This window comes from Rahnella sp. PD4 (genome assembly GCF_049199325.1).
GTDB lineage: Bacteria > Pseudomonadota > Gammaproteobacteria > Enterobacterales > Enterobacteriaceae > Rahnella > Rahnella perminowiae.
In genome coordinates this window covers 66,776-84,907 of sequence record NZ_JBLZQF010000003.1, presented here as the reverse complement: position 1 = coordinate 84,907, position 18,132 = coordinate 66,776, and the positions used below count along the sequence as shown (strand labels likewise).

The 18,132-nt window shown below is 51.3% G+C and carries 15 protein-coding genes and 1 other annotated feature; of the genes, 3 read left to right on the top strand and 12 right to left on the bottom strand.

The window, feature by feature from the left end; genetic code table 11:
- Positions 1 to 15: 15 nt before the first annotated feature.
- The 4 genes from nhaR to dnaK form a co-directional block, all read right to left on the bottom strand.
- Entirely contained in the window at positions 16 to 906 is an 891-nt protein-coding gene (gene nhaR / locus ACOZIO_RS09305; RefSeq protein ID WP_129953247.1) for a transcriptional activator NhaR, read from the bottom strand.
- Between the two features lie 33 nt (positions 907 to 939).
- Positions 940 to 2,115, bottom strand: a complete 1,176-nt coding sequence (gene nhaA, locus ACOZIO_RS09300) for a Na+/H+ antiporter NhaA (protein WP_421595206.1) — start codon at positions 2,113 to 2,115, stop codon at positions 940 to 942.
- Between the two features lie 230 nt (positions 2,116 to 2,345).
- Positions 2,346 to 3,479, bottom strand: coding sequence for a molecular chaperone DnaJ (dnaJ, locus tag ACOZIO_RS09295; protein WP_047605755.1), 1,134 nt, complete (start codon positions 3,477 to 3,479; stop codon positions 2,346 to 2,348).
- Positions 3,480 to 3,578: 99 nt separating this feature from the next.
- A complete protein-coding gene (gene dnaK, locus ACOZIO_RS09290) occupies positions 3,579 to 5,480 on the bottom strand; it encodes a molecular chaperone DnaK (protein WP_129991300.1) in 1,902 nt (633 codons plus the stop codon).
- Positions 5,481 to 5,798: 318 nt separating this feature from the next.
- Between dnaK and satP the strand changes: the two genes are divergently transcribed.
- On the top strand, positions 5,799 to 6,398 hold the full coding sequence (satP, locus tag ACOZIO_RS09285; RefSeq protein ID WP_129953250.1) for an acetate uptake transporter: 600 nt from the start codon (positions 5,799 to 5,801) through the stop codon (positions 6,396 to 6,398).
- A gap of 63 nt (positions 6,399 to 6,461) precedes the next feature.
- Here satP and ACOZIO_RS09280 read toward each other — a convergent pair whose 3' ends face one another.
- The 3 genes from ACOZIO_RS09280 to tal all read right to left on the bottom strand — a co-directional run bounded on the left by ACOZIO_RS09280 (position 6,462) and on the right by tal (position 9,593).
- The gene (locus ACOZIO_RS09280; RefSeq protein WP_421595205.1) at positions 6,462 to 7,784 is read right to left on the bottom strand and encodes an MFS transporter; all 1,323 of its coding nucleotides are present in this window, start codon (positions 7,782 to 7,784) and stop codon (positions 6,462 to 6,464) included.
- Between the two features lie 142 nt (positions 7,785 to 7,926).
- Positions 7,927 to 8,514, bottom strand: a complete 588-nt coding sequence (mog, locus tag ACOZIO_RS09275) for a molybdopterin adenylyltransferase (RefSeq protein WP_129953252.1) — start codon at positions 8,512 to 8,514, stop codon at positions 7,927 to 7,929.
- Positions 8,515 to 8,639: 125 nt separating this feature from the next.
- Complete coding sequence (gene tal, locus ACOZIO_RS09270; RefSeq protein WP_129991299.1) at positions 8,640 to 9,593, bottom strand: transaldolase; 954 nt, start codon at positions 9,591 to 9,593, stop codon at positions 8,640 to 8,642.
- A 275-nt stretch (positions 9,594 to 9,868) separates the two neighbouring features.
- Between tal and ACOZIO_RS09265 the strand changes: the two genes are divergently transcribed.
- Both ACOZIO_RS09265 and yaaA read left to right on the top strand, forming a co-directional pair.
- Positions 9,869 to 11,296 carry an alanine/glycine:cation symporter family protein gene (locus ACOZIO_RS09265; protein ID WP_129953254.1) on the top strand — a complete coding sequence of 476 codons (1,428 nt, stop codon included), beginning with the start codon at positions 9,869 to 9,871 and terminating at the stop codon, positions 11,294 to 11,296.
- Positions 11,297 to 11,408: 112 nt separating this feature from the next.
- Entirely contained in the window at positions 11,409 to 12,182 is a 774-nt protein-coding gene (yaaA, locus tag ACOZIO_RS09260) for a peroxide stress protein YaaA (protein ID WP_129953255.1), read from the top strand.
- A 67-nt stretch (positions 12,183 to 12,249) separates the two neighbouring features.
- On the opposite strand, the gene thrC is transcribed toward yaaA, so the two are convergent.
- From thrC to ACOZIO_RS09235, 5 genes are all read right to left on the bottom strand, one after another.
- A complete protein-coding gene (gene thrC / locus ACOZIO_RS09255; protein WP_129953256.1) occupies positions 12,250 to 13,539 on the bottom strand; it encodes a threonine synthase in 1,290 nt (429 codons plus the stop codon).
- Positions 13,540 to 13,563: 24 nt separating this feature from the next.
- On the bottom strand, positions 13,564 to 14,493 hold the full coding sequence (thrB, locus tag ACOZIO_RS09250) for a homoserine kinase (protein WP_129953257.1): 930 nt from the start codon (positions 14,491 to 14,493) through the stop codon (positions 13,564 to 13,566).
- Between the two features lies 1 nt (position 14,494).
- On the bottom strand, positions 14,495 to 16,954 hold the full coding sequence (gene thrA / locus ACOZIO_RS09245; protein WP_129953258.1) for a bifunctional aspartate kinase/homoserine dehydrogenase I: 2,460 nt from the start codon (positions 16,952 to 16,954) through the stop codon (positions 14,495 to 14,497).
- Between the two features lie 34 nt (positions 16,955 to 16,988).
- Positions 16,989 to 17,105: a sequence feature (Thr leader region), on the bottom strand.
- Positions 17,044 to 17,112 carry a thr operon leader peptide gene (gene thrL, locus ACOZIO_RS09240; RefSeq protein WP_071823645.1) on the bottom strand — a complete coding sequence of 23 codons (69 nt, stop codon included), beginning with the start codon at positions 17,110 to 17,112 and terminating at the stop codon, positions 17,044 to 17,046. Its footprint overlaps the feature before it by 62 nt.
- A 215-nt stretch (positions 17,113 to 17,327) precedes the next feature.
- Complete coding sequence (locus ACOZIO_RS09235) at positions 17,328 to 18,014, bottom strand: tRNA/rRNA methyltransferase (protein ID WP_129953259.1); 687 nt, start codon at positions 18,012 to 18,014, stop codon at positions 17,328 to 17,330.
- Positions 18,015 to 18,132: the final 118 nt, after the last annotated feature.

Sequence of the window (18,132 nt, the reverse complement as noted above, 5' to 3'; positions counted from 1 at the left end):
AAAGTTGAGTAATTTCTACTCAAACAATGCTGAAAAGTCGGTGTAACAAATCCTCTGCACAGAAGGATGTTGAATCATTCTTTCGGCAAAAATCACGTAATACTCTTCCATAATTCCTTCGACGCGCCCGACTTCCTCGATTTTCTCATCCTGAAATTCAGTTGATGAATAAACGGCCGGAGCGACAAATATCGCATCGTTGTTCATTCCAAACGCTTTCATCAGCGCGGCATCGTCAAACTCACCAAGAATATTGACCTTCAACCCCTGCGTATTAAACCAGTTAAGCAACTTACGTCCCAGCATCGAACGCCGGCCGGGGATGAGTAATGGACGATGCTCCAGGCAATCCGGAAAATCCATGCCTGACGGCGGATTACAACAAAAGAAGCTGATCGGACTTTCACCCAGTTTGACCGAAAACAACCCTTCCTGCTGGGTAGAATCCACCGGGCAATCTGACAAAATCATGTCCAGTTTATGCTGACTCAGCTGTTCAAGCAGCATTTCGTGAGTCGATTCAAAACAGCGCAGGTGAATTTGTGCGTTGTCCGGCGGCACCGCAGCTTCCAGCACACGGCTGACCAGTCGTTTGGATAACGCATCCGCCACACCCACATCAAATAGCAGGCTCGCCTCTTTGCGGTAATTCACAATATCCAGCATTTCCTGACTGAGAGTGAACATTTTATCGGCATAGCGGTAAATCAGTTGCCCCAGTTCAGAAGGCACCAGCCCCCGCCCCAGCCGTTTAAAAAGTTTGCCATCCAACCTTTCTTCCAGAGACTTAATCTGTCCGGTGATGGTTTGCGGAGTAAGATGTAATGCTTCCGCAGCTCCTACAACTGAACCTGATTTGCATACGTGCCAGAAATAATACAAATGGTTGTAATTAATATGAGGCATGGTTTCACCCTTTCCTGAAGTATAAAGTCAGCATTATGCTGTACGTTTCTTCGGTAAGGCCCGGCTCAGGAGCAGGTATCCCAGAACCGCTGATGCGACTGAACCCATCAGTATACCCATTTTTGCATATGTCAGCAGCGCGGGTTCAAGCGTTGCAAAAGCCAGAGAACCGATGAAAATCGACATAGTGAAACCGATGCCACACAGCACGGAAACTGCCGCAATCTGACTAAAGGTTATGCCGGATGACAGACGTGTCATTCCTGATTTCAACGCGATCCCCCCGAACAGCATAATACCCAGCGGCTTACCGAGCACAAGCCCGGCAGCAATACCCATGGGTAATGTTGAGAATGAACCCGCGACCGTCACGCCCTGCAATGAGATACCGGCATTGGCGAACGCGAACATCGGCAAAATAAACCAGGAAACATAAGGATGGATCCCATGTTCCAGACGGCGTGCCGGTGATTTTTTATTCTCTTTGGTCCTTAACGGAATTAAGAAACCAAGAATGACACCCGCCAGTGTCGCGTGAATCCCTGATTTCAGCACACAGACCCAGAATACGGCACCAATCAGCAGGTAAGGCGTCAGCTTTGTTACTCCGCGCCAGTTCAGGAAAGCCAGGGCCGCGATGCAGACCGCCGATAAACCCAGCGCAATCATCGACACATCATGGCTATAAAACAGAGCAATGATCACAATGGCACCCAGGTCATCAATAATCGCCAGAGCCAGCAGGAATACTTTTAACCCGGTTGGTACACGCGAGCCCAGCAGCGCCATTACACCCAGCGCAAACGCAATGTCCGTTGCTGCCGGAATAGCCCACCCCTGACGGGCGATTTCATCGCCGCCGTTAAACAGTAAATAGATTAATGCCGGAACAACCATACCACCGAGCGCAGCAATGGCAGGAAACATCGCCTGCTGGCGATTGGCCAGCGCACCTTCACACATCTCCCGCTTTACTTCCAGACCAATCATCAGAAAGAAAACCGCCATCAGGCCATCGTTAATCCACAGCAAAAGTGGCTTGTCGATCAGAAGCTCGGAAAAACGTAAGGTGACGGGAACATCGAGAAACGCCTGATAAACTCCCTGCAACGGGCTGTTCGCCATGATTAATGCCACGATGGCTGCAATGATTAACACCACACCACCGGCGGCTTCCATCCGTAAAAACTGACGAATAATATTCGACATCCTGATTCTCCTGTAGAAAAAACGTGGCAAGAAAATGCTTACCACAATGGAATGTCTGAATTGTACGCAAACAATCACTTCGTAAAAAGTCGATTATTTCTGCATTATAGCTCGTTTTTTACGAGGCATTGGATTTCCCTTTTTACATCAGAATGCATAAAAAAATCCCCGGCGCGTTAACCGCTGCCGGGGATGTTGTCTGGCTCTGCATCGCTGTATCCAGCGAATGGTTAGCGGGTCAGGTCATCAAAAAACTTTTTCACGCCGTCGAGGAAGCTTTTGGAGCGCGGGCTGTTTTTTTCACCCGAAACACCGCCAAAACTTTCTTCCAGATCCCGCAGCAACTGCTTCTGCTTCTCGTTCAGACTGACCGGAGTTTCTACCACCACACGGCACATCAGGTCGCCCTGAGCACCACCACGGACAGATTTTACGCCACGTCCGCGCATACGGAACATTTTCCCCGTTTGCGTTTCAGCCGGGATTTTCAGGCTCACGCGACCATCAAGCGTTGGCACTTCAATTTCGCCACCCAGTGCCGCCATGGCGAAGTTGATTGGTACTTCGCAGTACAGGTTATTACCTTCGCGCTCAAAGATTTTGTGCGCTTTAACCTGAACCTGGACGTACAGGTCCCCTGACGGAGCACCATGCTCACCGGCTTCGCCTTCACCTTCCAGACGAATACGGTCGCCCGTATCCACACCCGCAGGAATTTTCACTGACAGCGTTTTTGAACGTTCTACGCGACCATGTCCGTGACATTTTGTGCACGGATCTTTAATCACTTTACCGCGCCCCTGACAGGTCGGACACGCTTGCTGAACTGTGAAGAAGCCCTGACGCATCTGAACCTGGCCTGCACCATGACAGGTCGGACAGGTGGCCGGAGAGCTACCCGCTTTCGCGCCGCTGCCGTGACAAACGTCACATTCATCCAGTGTCGGGATGCGGATTTCTTTGGTGACACCACGAACGGCCTCTTCCAGAGTCAGATCCATGTTGTAACGCAGGTCTGAACCCCGGCTGGCACGCTGACGGCGACCGCCGCCAAAGATGTCGCCAAAGACGTCACCAAAGATGTCGCTGAAATCTGCACCGCCGCCGTAGCCACCGCCACCACCGCCCATGCCACCTTGCTCAAAGGCTGCATGACCGTACTGGTCATAGGCCGCACGCTTTTGCGCATCGGTCAGAATTTCATAAGCTTCTTTAATTTCTTTGAATTTACTTTCCGATTCTTTATCGCCCTGATTACGGTCAGGGTGATGTTTCATCGCCAGACGCTTATAAGCCTTTTTGATTTCACGCTCATCCGCTGTTTTGGATACGCCTAAAATCTCGTAATAATCTTGCTTCGCCATGCTTTAACCTACCCTCAACATGCGTGCACGGGCGTAGAGTTTCCTCGACGCCCGTGCTGGTTATCAGTAAAGCTTCTTACTGTGCCCGCTTAAGGGCGATTATTTTTTGTCTTTAACTTCTTCGAATTCAGCGTCAACAACGTCATCATCTTTCTGCGCGCTGGTGTCGCCGCCTTCTGCCTGGCCTTGCTGCTGAGCCATTTCCATCAGTTTGCCGGAAACCTGTACCAGCGCCTGGATTTTCGCTTCGATATCAGCCTTATCTTCACCTTTAGCAGACACTTCCAGTGCTTTCAGGGCTTCTTCTACGGCAGTTTTGTCTTCAGCTGGCAGTTTGTCGCCCGCTTCTTCCAGTTGCTTACGGGTACCGTGGATCAGATGATCCGCCTGGTTGCGGGTCTGAACCAGTTCTTCAAACTTACGGTCAGATTCGGCATTGGCTTCAGCATCATTAACCATTTTCTGGATTTCTTCTTCGCTCAGACCAGAAGATGCCTTGATGGTGATCTTCTGCTCACGGCCGGTATTTTTGTCTTTCGCAGACACATGCAGGATACCGTCGGCATCAAGGTCGAAGGTGACTTCGATCTGAGCCTGACCGCGTGGTGCTGCCTGAATACCGTCCAGGTTGAATTGACCCAGAGATTTGTTATCACTTGCACGCTTACGTTCACCCTGCAACACATGGATGGTGACTGCAGACTGGTTGTCTTCCGCAGTAGAGAACACCTGGCTGTGTTTAGTCGGGATAGTGGTGTTTTTGGTAATAAGCGGAGTCATCACGCTGCCCATGGTCTCGATACCCAGAGACAACGGCGTTACATCCAGCAGCAGAACATCTTTCACATCACCTGCCAATACACCACCCTGAACCGCTGCACCGATTGCCACAGCTTCGTCCGGGTTCACGTCTTTACGTGGTTCTTTACCGAAGAAATCTGCAACTTTCTTCTGAACCATTGGCATACGGGTCTGACCACCCACCAGGATAACGTCCTGAATATCAGAAACTGACAGACCTGCGTCTTTCAGCGCCACTTTCAGTGGTTCGATAGAACGGTTAACCAGGTCTTCTACCAAAGATTCCAGTTTTGCACGGGTCACTTTGATGTTCATGTGTTTAGGACCTGTCGCATCAGCAGTGATGTACGGCAGGTTCACGTCAGTTTGCTGAGCAGAAGACAATTCAATCTTCGCTTTTTCAGCGGCTTCTTTCAGACGTTGCATCGCCAGTGGATCGTTACGCAGATCCATGCCTTGCTCTTTCTTAAATTCTTCAACCAGATAGTTGATCATACGGCTATCGAAGTCTTCACCACCAAGGTGAGTGTCACCGTTGGTCGCCAGTACTTCAAAGGTTTTTTCACCGTCAACTTCATCAATTTCGATAATAGAGATATCGAAAGTACCACCACCCAGGTCATATACCGCGATAGTACGGTTGCCGATTTCGCGATCCAGACCATACGCCAGTGCTGCTGCAGTCGGTTCGTTGATGATACGTTTGACTTCCAGACCTGCGATACGGCCAGCGTCTTTCGTTGCCTGACGCTGAGCATCGTTGAAGTAAGCAGGTACGGTGATAACAGCTTCAGTTACCGGTTCGCCCAGATAATCTTCAGCGGTTTTCTTCATTTTCTTCAACACTTCGGCAGAGATCTGCGGCGGTGCGATTCTTTGACCTTTAACGTCGATCCACGCATCACCATTGTCAGCGCTTACGATCTGGTAAGGCATGATGCCTTTATCACGTTGTACTTCTTCATCCTGGAAGCGACGGCCAATCAGGCGCTTGATCGCAAACAGGGTATTCTGCGGGTTAGTCACAGCCTGACGTTTAGCCGGAGAACCTACCAGAGTCTCGCCATCTGCCGCATAAGCGATGATGGAAGGAGTGGTGCGGTCGCCTTCAGCATTCTCCAGTACACGAGCAGTCGTGCCATCCATGATAGCTACACAAGAGTTGGTGGTGCCCAGGTCGATCCCAATAATTTTACCCATCTAAAACGTCTCCACTTAAATTCATATTCGTTCAGGTTGCTACTGTATATGTGGCCGATCTTTACGATTTCAACAGCCCCATTTAACGGATTTCCCGACGGTAACAACTGCGGTTGGGAATAAGATGGGGCCATGCCGCTCAGCATCAAGGGGCAAAGTGAAAAAAAATCTTCAATTGCTGTTACGCCAGATCAATGTTTGCTGACGCTACCCTCCTTATGATGCCGCGCGCTTCTACGATATGTGGGTTTTTTGCCCATTTCCCAAGCGTTTCTTCCCCCGATTATCAATTAATAATAATTCCGATACAGAGGATCTATGCACAGCAAAACGTTGGCAAATCCAGGCCCGCTCGGGCTGATGGGATTTGGTATGACCACAATCTTATTAAATTTACACAACGCAGGTTTTTTCCCTCTGACCGCAGTCATTGTCAGTATGGGGATTTTTTATGGTGGTTTGATTCAAATTCTTGCCGGGATGATGGAATTTAAAAAAGGGAATACGTTCGGTACCACCGCATTCACTTCTTATGGCGCGTTCTGGTTAAGCCTGGTCGGCATCTTAATGCTACCGCGCATGGGCATGGCCGATGCCAGTAGCGAAGCTTTCCTCGGTGCTTATCTCGGCATCTGGGGTGTGTTCACCTTATTCATGTTTTTTGGCACCCTGAAAGCAAACCGCGGTATACAGGTTGTTTTTGGCAGTCTGACGATTTTGTTCGCCCTGCTTTGCTATGGAAATATGACCGGGAATGCTGCTGTTCTGCATTTTGCTGGCTTTGAAGGCATCTTCTGCGGCGCCAGCGCGATTTACCTGGCGATGGCCGAAGTGCTGAACGAGCAATATGGCCGTACTGTTTTGCCAGTCGGTGAGCCAAAAAACCACGCTCCGCAAGTTGACGCTGTTGTGGCATAAGTGCCCTCAGCCACGCGCAAAAAGCCCTGCATTGCAGCAGGGCTTTTTAGCCATAAAATCCAATCACTGGCCGGAAGCGGCACCCTCGGAAAATTTCGCTGTGCGGGTCGTTTCGCTGTCCAAATCACGGCTGAGATAAAGACCGGTCAGCAAGCCAATCGCCGACAAAGCCAGCACATACCAGGCGGGAGCCATCGGTGTCAGGCGCATGAACAATGTGACAAAGACGGGCGTCAGACCACCGAAAATCGCGTAGGCCACATTGTATGAAAAAGAGATGCCGGTAAAACGGACTTCCGCCGGAAACGCCCGCACCATCACGTAAGGTACGGCGCCAACTACGCCCACGCTTAGCCCTGCCAGCGCATACATGCCCATCAGCACTGAGGCGTCTGCCGCGACCATGTGATAAAAAGCAGCGCTGCAAATCCCGAGGAACAGGCTGCCGAAGATAAAGGTTTTGCTGGCTCCGAGGCGATCAACAATGCTGCCCGAAATAATGCACCCGAACATCAGCGCCACGGTGGCCAGACAATTTGCCTGTAATGCCGCTGCCGCCGGAATGCCGAACTGCTTCTGCAACCAGGTGGGGGTCATCAGGATCACCACCACGATACCCGCTGATAACAGCCAGGTCATCAGCATTGATACCACGACTTCTTTTTTGTGATTGGCAATGACGGCTTTCAAAGGTAGTTCTTCCGCCAGCGCCTTACGCGTTTTCATTTCAATGAAGACAGGCGTTTCCTGTAACCAACGGCGCAGATACATCGCGATCAGACCAAAAACTCCGCCTATGAAGAACGGAATACGCCAGCCATACTGACTGATGGCGGCTGGTGTCATGCTGGTGTTCAGTAAAGTTGCCACCACAGAACCCAGCAGGATCCCCAGCGTTAAACCGGCTGTGAGAGTGCCGCAAGCGAAACCGATGCGGTTACGTGGTACATGTTCGGCGACAAATACCCATGCGCCCGGCACTTCGCCGCCAATTGCTGCCCCTTGTAACAGGCGCATCAGTAACAGTAACAGCGGAGCCGCCATGCCAATCGAGGCGTATGTTGGCAACATCCCCATCGCCAGCGTGGGTAATGCCATCAGCAAAATGCTCAGACTGAACATGCGCTTACGGCCGACCAAATCCCCGAAGTGTGCCATGATAATGCCGCCCAGCGGACGCGCCAGATAACCGGCAGCAAAAATACCAAAGGTCTGAACCTGACGGAGCCAGTCGGGCATATTGGCCGGGAAGAAGAGATCGCCTATCACCGCAGCGAAGAAGACAAAAATGATAAAGTCGTAAAATTCCAGGGCGCCGCCCAGTGCAGCGAGGGAAAGCGTTTTGAAGTCCTGCCGGTTCAACCGGCGCGATTGTGCGTGTTGCATAGGATACCGTCAGACACCAGAGTGAAAAAATGGAAAGGTTTTTGCCACCTTTTGTAAAGTAATTATTACTATATCGGCAAATATTTTTCACACCAGTCGTGTCTGACGCTTAACATCGCTAAATTTCAAAAAGGAACGGTATTCAGTTTTTTGTATCGCGGCGGGCACTTTTCGGACGGAAAGCTGCTACCACCTCATCATGGGTTTCAATATAGGGCCCGTCGAGTAACTGGATACAATAAGGCACGCTGGCAAAAATGCCGGAAACTATCACTTTACCGTCCGCATCCTTCAGCCCTTCCAGCGTTTCCTGAATGGATTTCGGCTGGCCGGGTAAATTCAGGATCAACGCCTGTTTGCGAATCACCCCAACCTGACGCGATAAAATCGCCGTCGGCACGAAGTGCAGGCTGATCTGGCGCATCTGTTCGCCAAAGCCGGGCATTTCCCGGTCGGCCACAGCCAGGGTGGCATCCGGCGTGACATCACGACGCGCAGGCCCGGTTCCCCCGGTAGTCAGTACCAGATGACAACCGCTTTCATCGACCAGTTCGCTAATCGCCTGTTCAATCAGCGGCTGCTCGTCGGGGATCAGTTTTTTTTCCAGCTTAAAGGGCGTAATCAGCGCTTTTTGCAGCCATTCTTCCAGCGCCGGAATTCCTTTGTCCTGATAAACGCCGCTCGATGCGCGGTCCGATACTGATACCAGACCAATTCGTAATGTATCCATGCTATTTCTCCACAGCATTTTCTTCGTAGTCACAGCACTCAGTATATCGGTAACCGGCCAGTGGTTTTATCACAGCCATAAAAAAAGCGGCTGATTAGCCGCTTTATGCTGAAACAGAGCGCTGATTACAGCAAATCAGAAATCATTTTTTCCAGTTTACCCTGATCGACTGCAAACTTACGGATACCGTCAGCCAGTTTGTCGATCGCCATTGGATCCTGGTTATGCTCCCAGTAGAACTGCGATTCAGTCAGTGGTGCAGGGCGTGGCTTGGTTTCACCGGAGAAGGACAGTTTGCGCTCCAGCGGGCCTTCGCTTTCTGCCAGTTCTTTCAGCAGCGTAGGGGCGATGGTCAGGCGGTCACAGCCTGCCAGTTCGATGATTTCGCCAATGTTACGGAAGCTTGCACCCATCACGACAGTTTCATAGCCGTGTTGTTTGTAGTATTCGTAGATTTCGGTCACCGACACGACGCCCGGATCTTCATGCGGTGCGAACTCTTTTTTGTCACCGTTGGCTTTGTACCAGTCAAGGATACGGCCAACGAACGGAGAAATCAGGAAGACCCCCGCTTCAGCACAAGCACGCGCCTGAGCGAAGGAGAACAGCAGCGTCAGGTTACAGTTGATGCCTTCTTTTTCCAGTTTCTCAGCAGCGCGGATGCCCTGCCAGGTCGAAGCCAGTTTGATCAGGATACGGTCATTGCTGATACCCGCATCATTGTAGAGTTTGATCAGGCGTTTGGCTTTGGCCACGCTTGCATCAGTATCGTATGACAGACGTGCATCAACTTCTGTTGAAATACGGCCCGGAACCAGTTTCAGGATTTCCAGACCGATGTTCACTGCCAGTTTGTCAGCGGCATCAGTAATCTGCTGGTCATGATCGCTGCTCTGGTCACGTGCCCAGGCGATAGCTTCGTCGATCAGTTTACGGTATTCAGGGATTTGGGCAGCGCTGAGGATCAGAGACGGGTTAGTGGTCGCATCTTGCGGCTGGTACAACTTCATTGCCGCGATATCTCCGGTGTCAGCTACAACCTGAGTCATTTGGCGTAGGGAAGTCAGTTTATCGGTCATTTTGGCATATCTCATCGTTTGGACGTTTTCGTATAGACATTTTCATGCCTTGCCTTTGGCTGATGATAACATGCAAAAAGCCAGGCGCAAGGCGCATATCACGGCATGCTCGGCTACGAGCATCACGTGATTTTTCACCTTCCAAAACACGCAAAGTCAGTCAAAATGCCTATGTCACCCATTCGATAAAAAAGGTATGTTAGCCACCCAAAGTGGTCATTGCCCGCAAGCAAACAAATAAAAACGATGAAGGGCGAATCAACCAAGGACAATTCATGAACGACCTGCTGGATTTTTTCGACACAATTCTCTGGAGTTCGATCCTGATTTACCTGCTGTGCGGCACCGGCATTTACCTCACGTTCCGGCTTGGCTTTATTCAGTTCCGTCATTTTGGCCACCTTTTCTCCTCCACACTTTATAAACAAAAACACACCGCGAGAGGTATTTCCCCGTGGCAGTCGCTGTGTCTGAGCCTTGCATCGCGTATTGGTACCGGCAATCTCACCGGTGTCGCCATCGCCATTACGCTGGGCGGCCCCGGCGCAATCTTCTGGATGTGGATAATTGCGGTTTTCAACATGGCGACGGCAATGATAGAAAACACGCTGGCGCAGGTTTACAAAGGCAATGCAGCTCAGGGGAAATTTCGTGGTGGTCCGGCGGATTACATGGAAAAAGGGCTGGGAATGCGCTGGATGGGTGTCCTGTTTTCTTCACTGATGGTGATTTCCTGTGGCTTTATTTTCAGTGCCTTACAGGCTAATTCCATTGCGCAGGCCTCTTTTCACCTTCTGCATATACCGGCACTGGTCACCGCCTGCATTTTATCCGCACTGATCGCAATACTGATCTTCGGCGGTATACGGGCAATAACCGGGCTTACAAAATGGCTAATGCCGATGATGGCCTTCGCGTATCTGTTGCTGGCCATCTGGGTCATTGGTCATCAAGTTGAAAGATTGCCCCAGGTGCTGGTGCTGGTATTCAAAAGTGCCTTTGGCATACAACAGGCGGCATCCGGCGCACTGGCATATGGCATAACACAGGCCATCACACAGGGAATGCAGCGCGGCGCTTTTGCCAGCGAGGCCGGTGTCGGTTCTTCACCCAATGCAGCGGCCATGGCCGGCGTCAGCCATCCGGCCATGGCGGGATTCAGTCAGATGTTTGCAGTCTTTATCGATACCATGGTGATTTGTACTGCCACTGCGCTGATCATCCTGACGTCAGGAACCCTTGATCAACCTGACGCTGCAACCGGTATCCGGCTGATACAACAATCGATTATGCCGGTGACCGGAAGCTGGAGCCATGTGGTTCTGGCCATACTGGTCTTCTCTTTTGCATTTACGTCGATTGCCGGAAACTATGCCTATGCCGAAAACAATCTGAATTTCTTTCACCGTTCTTCACCTCTGAAATTAATGATTTTCAGGTTACTGGTCATCGCCATGGTGTTCTGCGGATGTCTGCTGGAAATTCAGTTGTTATGGAAGCTGGCTGATATCTTTATGGCATTGATGGCAATACTCAATCTCACCGCATTGCTGCTGCTCTCGGGAATTGCGGTCAGCGTGGTGAAAGATTATGAACGTCAGCGACGTATGGGGAAAATACCGGTGTTTAACCCTGACCATTACCCTGAATTACGCGGCCAGATCCAGCCTGGTGTCTGGGATAAAAAAATGCCTCCGCGCTGACGTTGTCTGCTTTTACCTATCGATATCATGCCTCCATCGCCGTGGCTTTTTTGCTACAGTGAGGCCACAAAGATTCCTGAATGTGAACCGTCACTGACCAACGGACGAGACTATGTTAACCATTATTTCACCTGCCAAAACGCTCGATTACGAAAGCCCGCTTGCGACAACGCGCTACACTCAACCGGAGTTGCTGGATAAATCCAGCCAGCTGATCACCGTGGCACGTAAAATGTCCCCGGCGCAAATCTCTTCACTGATGGGGATCAGCGATAAACTGGCCCATCTCAACGCAGAACGTTTCAATGACTGGCAGCCGGATTTCACACCGGAAAATGCGCGTCAGGCTTTGCTGGCCTTTAAAGGTGATGTTTATACGGGCCTGCAGGCAGAAGATTTCAGTGAGAAAGATTTTGATTTTGCTCAGAAACATCTGCGGATGTTGTCCGGCTTATATGGCCTGCTGCGCCCGCTGGATCTGATGATGCCTTACCGGCTGGAAATGGGTATCCGGCTGGAAAACCCACAGGGCGCTAATCTGTACGCCTTCTGGGGAGATTTACTGACTGAAAAACTCAACCACTTACTCAGCGAACAAAAAAGCCAGGTGCTGGTGAATCTGGCATCCGATGAATACTTCAAAGCCGTGAAACCTAAACTGCTGGATGGCGAAATTATCAAGCCGGTATTCCTCGACGAGAAAAACGGCAAATATAAAGTCATCAGCTTCTATGCCAAAAAAGCGCGCGGCCTGATGAGCCGGTTTATCATCAAAGAACGCCTTGATAAGCCGAAACAGCTTCAGGATTTCAATCTGGAAGGTTACGGGTTTGATGAATCACGTTCGCAAGGTAATGAACTGGTCTTTACCCGCCCAGAACGCTGATCCTTTTGATCTGCGTATATAAAAAAGCCCTCGCGGAGAGGGCTTTTACATGTCAGAAGCAGGCTATTTATTCAGGTAATGCCATCAGGAATGCGCGCATTTCGCTGAAATCAGCCGGCAGATTGTGCGACAACAATGGCAGGTCAGCGCGATCCGCCAGTTCTTTCGGCAAACCGATATCCTGATCCAGGATCGCTTCCACGCTTTCCTTGAATTTTGCCGGATGCGCCGTCCCGATGAACAGGCCAAATTCACCCGGCTGCAGCTGATCGCGCAGTACGCGGTAAGCAATTGCCGCGTGAGGTTCCGAGATATAACCGATATTGGCCAGCTCGCGCATCGCATCTTCGGTGGTGTCATCGCTGACTGTGCCAAAGCCCAGATCTTTCAGTTGCCAGGTTTTACGACGATACAGCTCTTCCACGCGCGGCCAGTTGTTGGGCTGGCTGACATCCATTGCGTTCGACAGCGTCGCAACGGTTTTCTTCGGCTCCCATTCACCGTTAGACAGAAAACGCGGCACTGTGTCATTGGCGTTGGTCGCAGCGATAAAGCGTTTCACCGGCAGGCCGAGAGATTTCGCCAGCAAACCGGCTGTCAGATCACCAAAGTTACCGCTTGGCACGGAAACCACCAACTGATTGCGCGCTTCCTGAGGCAGTTGGGCAACGGCTTCAAAGTAATAACAAATCTGTGCCAGCAGACGGCTGATGTTGATAGAGTTCGCCGAATTCAGTTTCAGCGCAAATTTCAGCTCTTCATCATCAAATGCCTGTTTCACCAGCGCCTGACAGGCATCAAAGTCACCGTCGATGGCGACGGTATGAATGTTGCCACCGAGGGTGCAGAACAGTTTTTCCTGCAACGGACTGATTTTGCCGCGCGGGTACAGAATCACCACACGCACATTTTTCAGGCCGTGGAATGCATGCGCCACTGCCGCACCGGTATCACCGGAAGTCGCAGTCAGAATGGTCACCGGCTGATCGCCCGATACCTGAGTCAGGATTTGCGCCATAAAGCGGCCGCCGAAATCTTTAAAAGCCAGGGTCGGGCCGTGGAAAAGTTCCAGACAGGCAATGTCTTCTTCCACGTTGACGACAGGTGCCGGGAAAGCAAACGCGTTTTTCACACGCTGATATAATTCTTCTTCCGGAATTTCATCGCCGATGAAAGCAGAAAGAATGCGGCTGCTGCGGGTGACGAAATCCAGTTCCAGCAAACGGTCGATTTCCGTCAGTTCAAACTCCGGCAGTTCCAGCGGAAAGAATAATCCCTGCTGTTTTCCAAGGCCTTGTTTGACGGCCTGAGCAAAGCTGACCTGCTCGTTATGATCCTTCAGGTTGTACAGTTTCATTAGTTATCCCAATAAATTATCGAGTTATCCCAATACCCGCGCGCCCGCGGTATCAAGACGACAAATATGAACAAAGCCTTCGTCATTTTGCAGATAATGCGTCTGCAACCAGTCAGCCATACGTTTCGCTGTCGCGCTGTCATTGCACACCGCAAACAGCGTCGGGCCTGAGCCGGAAATCCCGCAAGCCAGCGCACCAATTTCTTCTGAGGCGCTGCGCGCCTGGGCAAAACCTGGCAGCAGACGGGTACGGTAAGGCTCAGCAATCACATCTTTCATCAGCTTTGCAGCCAGTGCGGGTTGCTGAGTGTGACAGGCATGGATAAAGCCCGCCAGATAACGTCCGTGGCTGATGCAATCCTGACGACGATACTGCGCGGGTAAAATGGCACGCGCTTCGGCCGTTGAAACTTTGATGCCCGGATACGCCATCACCCACAGCCAGTCGTCAAAACCTGGCACAGGCTGGCTGATGATATCGAGTTCTTCCAGCATCAGCTGAATGCCGCCTAAATAGCATGGCGCGACATTATCGAAATGCACGCTACCGGAAATACGCCCTTCAAGCTCACCCATCAGCAACAGCATCTGGTTTTCATTAAGCGGCTTACCACAAAACTCGTTCATCGCCATCAGACCGGCAACCACAGAACAGGCGCTGGAACCCAGACCTGAGCCGATCGGCATGTTTTTTTCCAGCGTCATCGCCACCGGCACTTGCTTGCCGATTTCCTGACAGAAACGCTGCCAGCACTGATAAACAATGTTGTCTTCCATACGATCCGGCAGTTTAGACACAAACTTGCCTTCGTTTTTCAGACTGAAGACGGTGGCTGGCTCAACGGAAACACAGTCCCCCAGCAGCGTGCCATCCACAGGAGAAACGGCCGCGCCCAACACATCGAAGCCTACGCTGACGTTCCCGATTGAAGCCGGGGCATACACCTTAACCATATTAAACTCCTAACTTCCATGACAGCGTTCTCAAAAGATCGGCAAACACACCTGCCGCCGTCACATCATTACCCGCGCCGTAGCCACGCAGAACTAACGGCAACGGCTGATAATAGCGGCTGTAAAACGCCAGCGCATTCTCCCCATTTTTTACTTTATAAAGCGGGTCATTGCCATCGACAGCATCGATTTTTACTTTGCACTGCCCGTCTTCGATAGCACCAACATAGCGCAATACTTTACCTGCGGCGGTGGCCTGCGCAACACGCTGCGCAAATTCGGCATCCAGTTCCGGCAGTCGCGCCACAAATTCATTCACATTGCCTTCTGAATTGAAGGACGGTGGTAAAACAGATTCCACATCGATATCCGTCAGTTCCAGTTTGTAACCGGCTTCACGCGCCAGAATCAGCAACTTACGGGCGACGTCCATACCGGAAAGATCGTCGCGCGGATCCGGTTCGGTATAGCCCATATCCCGCGCCTGCAAGGTCGCAGCAGACAATGACATGCCTTCATCCAGTTTGCCGAAGATATATGACAGCGAGCCGGATAAAATACCGGTGAAACGCACCAGCTCATCCCCTGCGTTCAGCAGGTTTTGCAGGTTTTCAATTACCGGCAAACCTGCGCCGACATTGGTGTCGTAGAGAAATTTACGGCGTGAACCATCCGCCGCCTTACGCAACTGATAGTAATAATTCATTGATGAGGTATTGGCTTTTTTATTCGGCGTTACAACGTGGAAGCCGTCAGCCAGGAAATCGGCGTACTGATCAGCCACTTCCTGACTGGAAGTGCAGTCCACAATCACCGGATTCAGCAGGTGGTACTCTTTCACCAGACGGATCAGACGGCCAAGATTCAGCGACTCTTTCGCTGCACCCAGCTCATCACGCCAGGTTTCCAGCGCAATACCGTGCACATTGGTCAGCAATGCGCGGGAGTTAGCGATACCGCAAACACGCAGATCGATGTGTTTGGTTTTCAGCCACGCCTGCTGACGGCGGATCTGTTCAATCAACGCCCCGCCCACACCGCCGACGCCGATCAGGAAAACTTCAATGACCTGATCTGTGTTGAACAGCATCTGGTGACTGACCCGTACGCCGGTGGTCGCATCGTCGTTATTGACCACAACGGAGATGGAGCGCTCGGAAGAACCCTGGGCGATGGCCACGATATTGATATTAGCGCGCGCCAGTGCCGAGAAGAATTTCGCCGAGATGCCGCGCAGGGTACGCATGCCGTCACCGACTACCGAAATGACCGCCAGTTTTTCCATCACATCCAGCGGCTCAAGCAGACCGTCTTTCAGCTCGAGATAAAACTCATCTTCCAGCGCTTTACGGGCGCGCTCCAGCTCGCTCTGCGGCACACAGAAGCTGATGCTGTATTCGGAAGAAGACTGGGTGATCAGCACCACGGAAATACCCGAACGGGACATCACAGCAAACACGCGTGCTGCCATGCCGATCATCCCTTTCATCCCCGGACCGGAAACGTTGATCATTGCCATGTTGTTGAGATTGGTGATGCCTTTCACCGGTGTATTATCATCCAGGCTTTCGCTGCCAATCAGAGTGCCCGGTGCCTGGGGGTTGGTGGTGTTTTTAATCAGGCAGGGGATCTGGAACTGAGCAATGGGTAAGATGGTACGCGGGTGAAGCACTTTCGCACCAAAGTACGACAGCTCCATCGCTTCCTGATAAGACATTGATTTCAGTAAGCGGGCATCCGGGACAGTGCGCGGGTCACAGGTATACACACCGTCAACATCTGTCCAGATTTCACAGCAGTCAGCGCGTAAACAGGCGGCCAGCACGGCAGCTGAATAATCGGAACCGTTACGTCCCAGCACCACCAGCTCGCCCTGCTCGTTACCGGCAGTGAAACCGGCCATCAGCACGATATGACCGGCTGGAATAGCGCTGGCGGCGATACGGCGGGTGGATTCATTGATGTCCACGGTTGATTCGAGGTAATGCCCCTGAGCGAGCAGTTTTTCGACCGGGTTAATGACAGTGACGCCAAAGCCTTTGGCAACAAACACTGCTTCCATAATGGCGATTGAGAGCTTCTCGCCACGACAAATGATGGAGGCATTTACGCTGTCCGGGCATTGTCCCAGCAGCGTAATACCGTGCATCAACTGTTTAAGCTGAGCGAATTCCTGATCGACAAACGCTTTCACTTTCGGCAAATCAAAGCCCGGCTGCACTGCCGCCAGACCGGTGATCAGCTGACCAAAAATGTTTTCCGCATCACTCATGATGGTCTGAATGTCCTGCCCTGCGACAGTCCGTTCAATCATAGCGACCAGATAGTTGGTGATTTTGGCAGGCGCGGATAATACCGTCGCGACCTGTCCCTGACGCGCATTGCTTTCCATAATTTCCGCAACCCGCATGAAGCGTTCTGCGTTTGCTACCGAGGTCCCGCCAAATTTCAACACTCGCATTTCTGGTTCTCTCCTGAAGCTCTCGTTTAAATGTAAAAAAAAAGCCCGCACTGGTTAGGTGCGGGCTTTTTTTCTTTTTCCTGTACGCGTCAGCCCGCCCCGTTACCTGTGGTATCGGTGGTGGTAATAATTGTTGTGTTCAGGCTGATGATTCGCATTTTTATTTTCTGTCTGTCTTTGGTTTGTACTCTGTCTGCCTCTATTAGCTAAAGCATAAGGCACAATAAGTCAATTTTTTTCTGTTTTCGTCCGGTTAATCACGGACAGAATCAAATGGATAATTCTCTGCCTTTAAATCCATTTCCAGTGTGATCGATAACTCTGTTCTCGTTGCACCGGATATAGAACTGTAGCGGCAAGGATTCACCTCACATCATTGGGTCAGCTTTTTTTCGATGTCATGCAGCAATGTATGCAACATTGCCGCATCGCGCTGTTGCAAAAGACCGAGGCGCTGATGCAGCCAGTCGGACAATTTCTGGTCATCTTCTGCCCCGACATTTTCCAGTAAACGTCCGACCCGCGCACGCAATGCCGATAACTGTCCGGCTTCGGCATGTGCTGGTTTCACGGACGTTATCTGATTCAGCGAAGAGAGCTGATAACAGAACACCATGACTGCCTGCCCCAGATTCAGCGAAGGATAATCCGCTACCATCGGTACGCCGGTCAGCACGTCAGCCAGTTCCAGTTCTTCATTGGTCAGCCCGGAATCCTCACGGCCAAACACCAACGCGGCATGATTCACCCACTGGCTTTTCTCTTCAAGCTGCCCCTGTAATTCCTGAGGTGTACAGTAATAGTGAAATTTGGCCCGGCTGCGGGCCGTCGTCGCCACCGTAAAATCGATGTCGGCCAGCGCTTCTGCCAGCGTGCTGAAATGCAGCGCATTTTGCAGGATTTCCTGCGAGCCATGCGCCACCCAGCCGGCTTCAGGCTGCAGATGTGCGCCACTGTCTACAATACGCAAGGAAGCAAAGCCCATGGTTTTCATTGCGCGGGCTGCCGCACCGACATTTTCCGGGCGGGCCGGTGACACTAAAATAATATGAAGTTGCATATCACGCCTTTGTAGGAAGAGAGAACAATTTGTCGCCTGTATTTCAGCGATGAAATTTTACCCTGTTTCAGATCTATTCATCGTTTATATTCTTCACAAGAACTTAACAGCCGACTTG

What these genes read in the sequence shown, in the direction of transcription:
- thrA (WP_129953258.1), bottom strand. Translation starts at nt 16,954, where the DNA reads ATGCGAGTGTTGAAATTTGGCGGGACCTCGGTAGCAAACGCAGAACGC.
- ACOZIO_RS09235 (WP_129953259.1), bottom strand. Translation starts at nt 18,014, where the DNA reads ATGCAACTTCATATTATTTTAGTGTCACCGGCCCGCCCGGAAAATGTC.
- yaaA (WP_129953255.1), top strand. Translation starts at nt 11,409, where the DNA reads ATGTTAACCATTATTTCACCTGCCAAAACGCTCGATTACGAAAGCCCG.
- dnaJ (WP_047605755.1), bottom strand. Translation starts at nt 3,479, where the DNA reads ATGGCGAAGCAAGATTATTACGAGATTTTAGGCGTATCCAAAACAGCG.
- ACOZIO_RS09265 (WP_129953254.1), top strand. Translation starts at nt 9,869, where the DNA reads ATGAACGACCTGCTGGATTTTTTCGACACAATTCTCTGGAGTTCGATC.
- nhaA (WP_421595206.1), bottom strand. Translation starts at nt 2,115, where the DNA reads ATGTCGAATATTATTCGTCAGTTTTTACGGATGGAAGCCGCCGGTGGT.
- satP (WP_129953250.1), top strand. Translation starts at nt 5,799, where the DNA reads ATGCACAGCAAAACGTTGGCAAATCCAGGCCCGCTCGGGCTGATGGGA.
- ACOZIO_RS09280 (WP_421595205.1), bottom strand. Translation starts at nt 7,784, where the DNA reads ATGCAACACGCACAATCGCGCCGGTTGAACCGGCAGGACTTCAAAACG.
- thrC (WP_129953256.1), bottom strand. Translation starts at nt 13,539, where the DNA reads ATGAAACTGTACAACCTGAAGGATCATAACGAGCAGGTCAGCTTTGCT.
- tal (WP_129991299.1), bottom strand. Translation starts at nt 9,593, where the DNA reads ATGACCGATAAACTGACTTCCCTACGCCAAATGACTCAGGTTGTAGCT.
- dnaK (WP_129991300.1), bottom strand. Translation starts at nt 5,480, where the DNA reads ATGGGTAAAATTATTGGGATCGACCTGGGCACCACCAACTCTTGTGTA.
- nhaR (WP_129953247.1), bottom strand. Translation starts at nt 906, where the DNA reads ATGCCTCATATTAATTACAACCATTTGTATTATTTCTGGCACGTATGC.
- mog (WP_129953252.1), bottom strand. Translation starts at nt 8,514, where the DNA reads ATGGATACATTACGAATTGGTCTGGTATCAGTATCGGACCGCGCATCG.
- thrB (WP_129953257.1), bottom strand. Translation starts at nt 14,493, where the DNA reads ATGGTTAAGGTGTATGCCCCGGCTTCAATCGGGAACGTCAGCGTAGGC.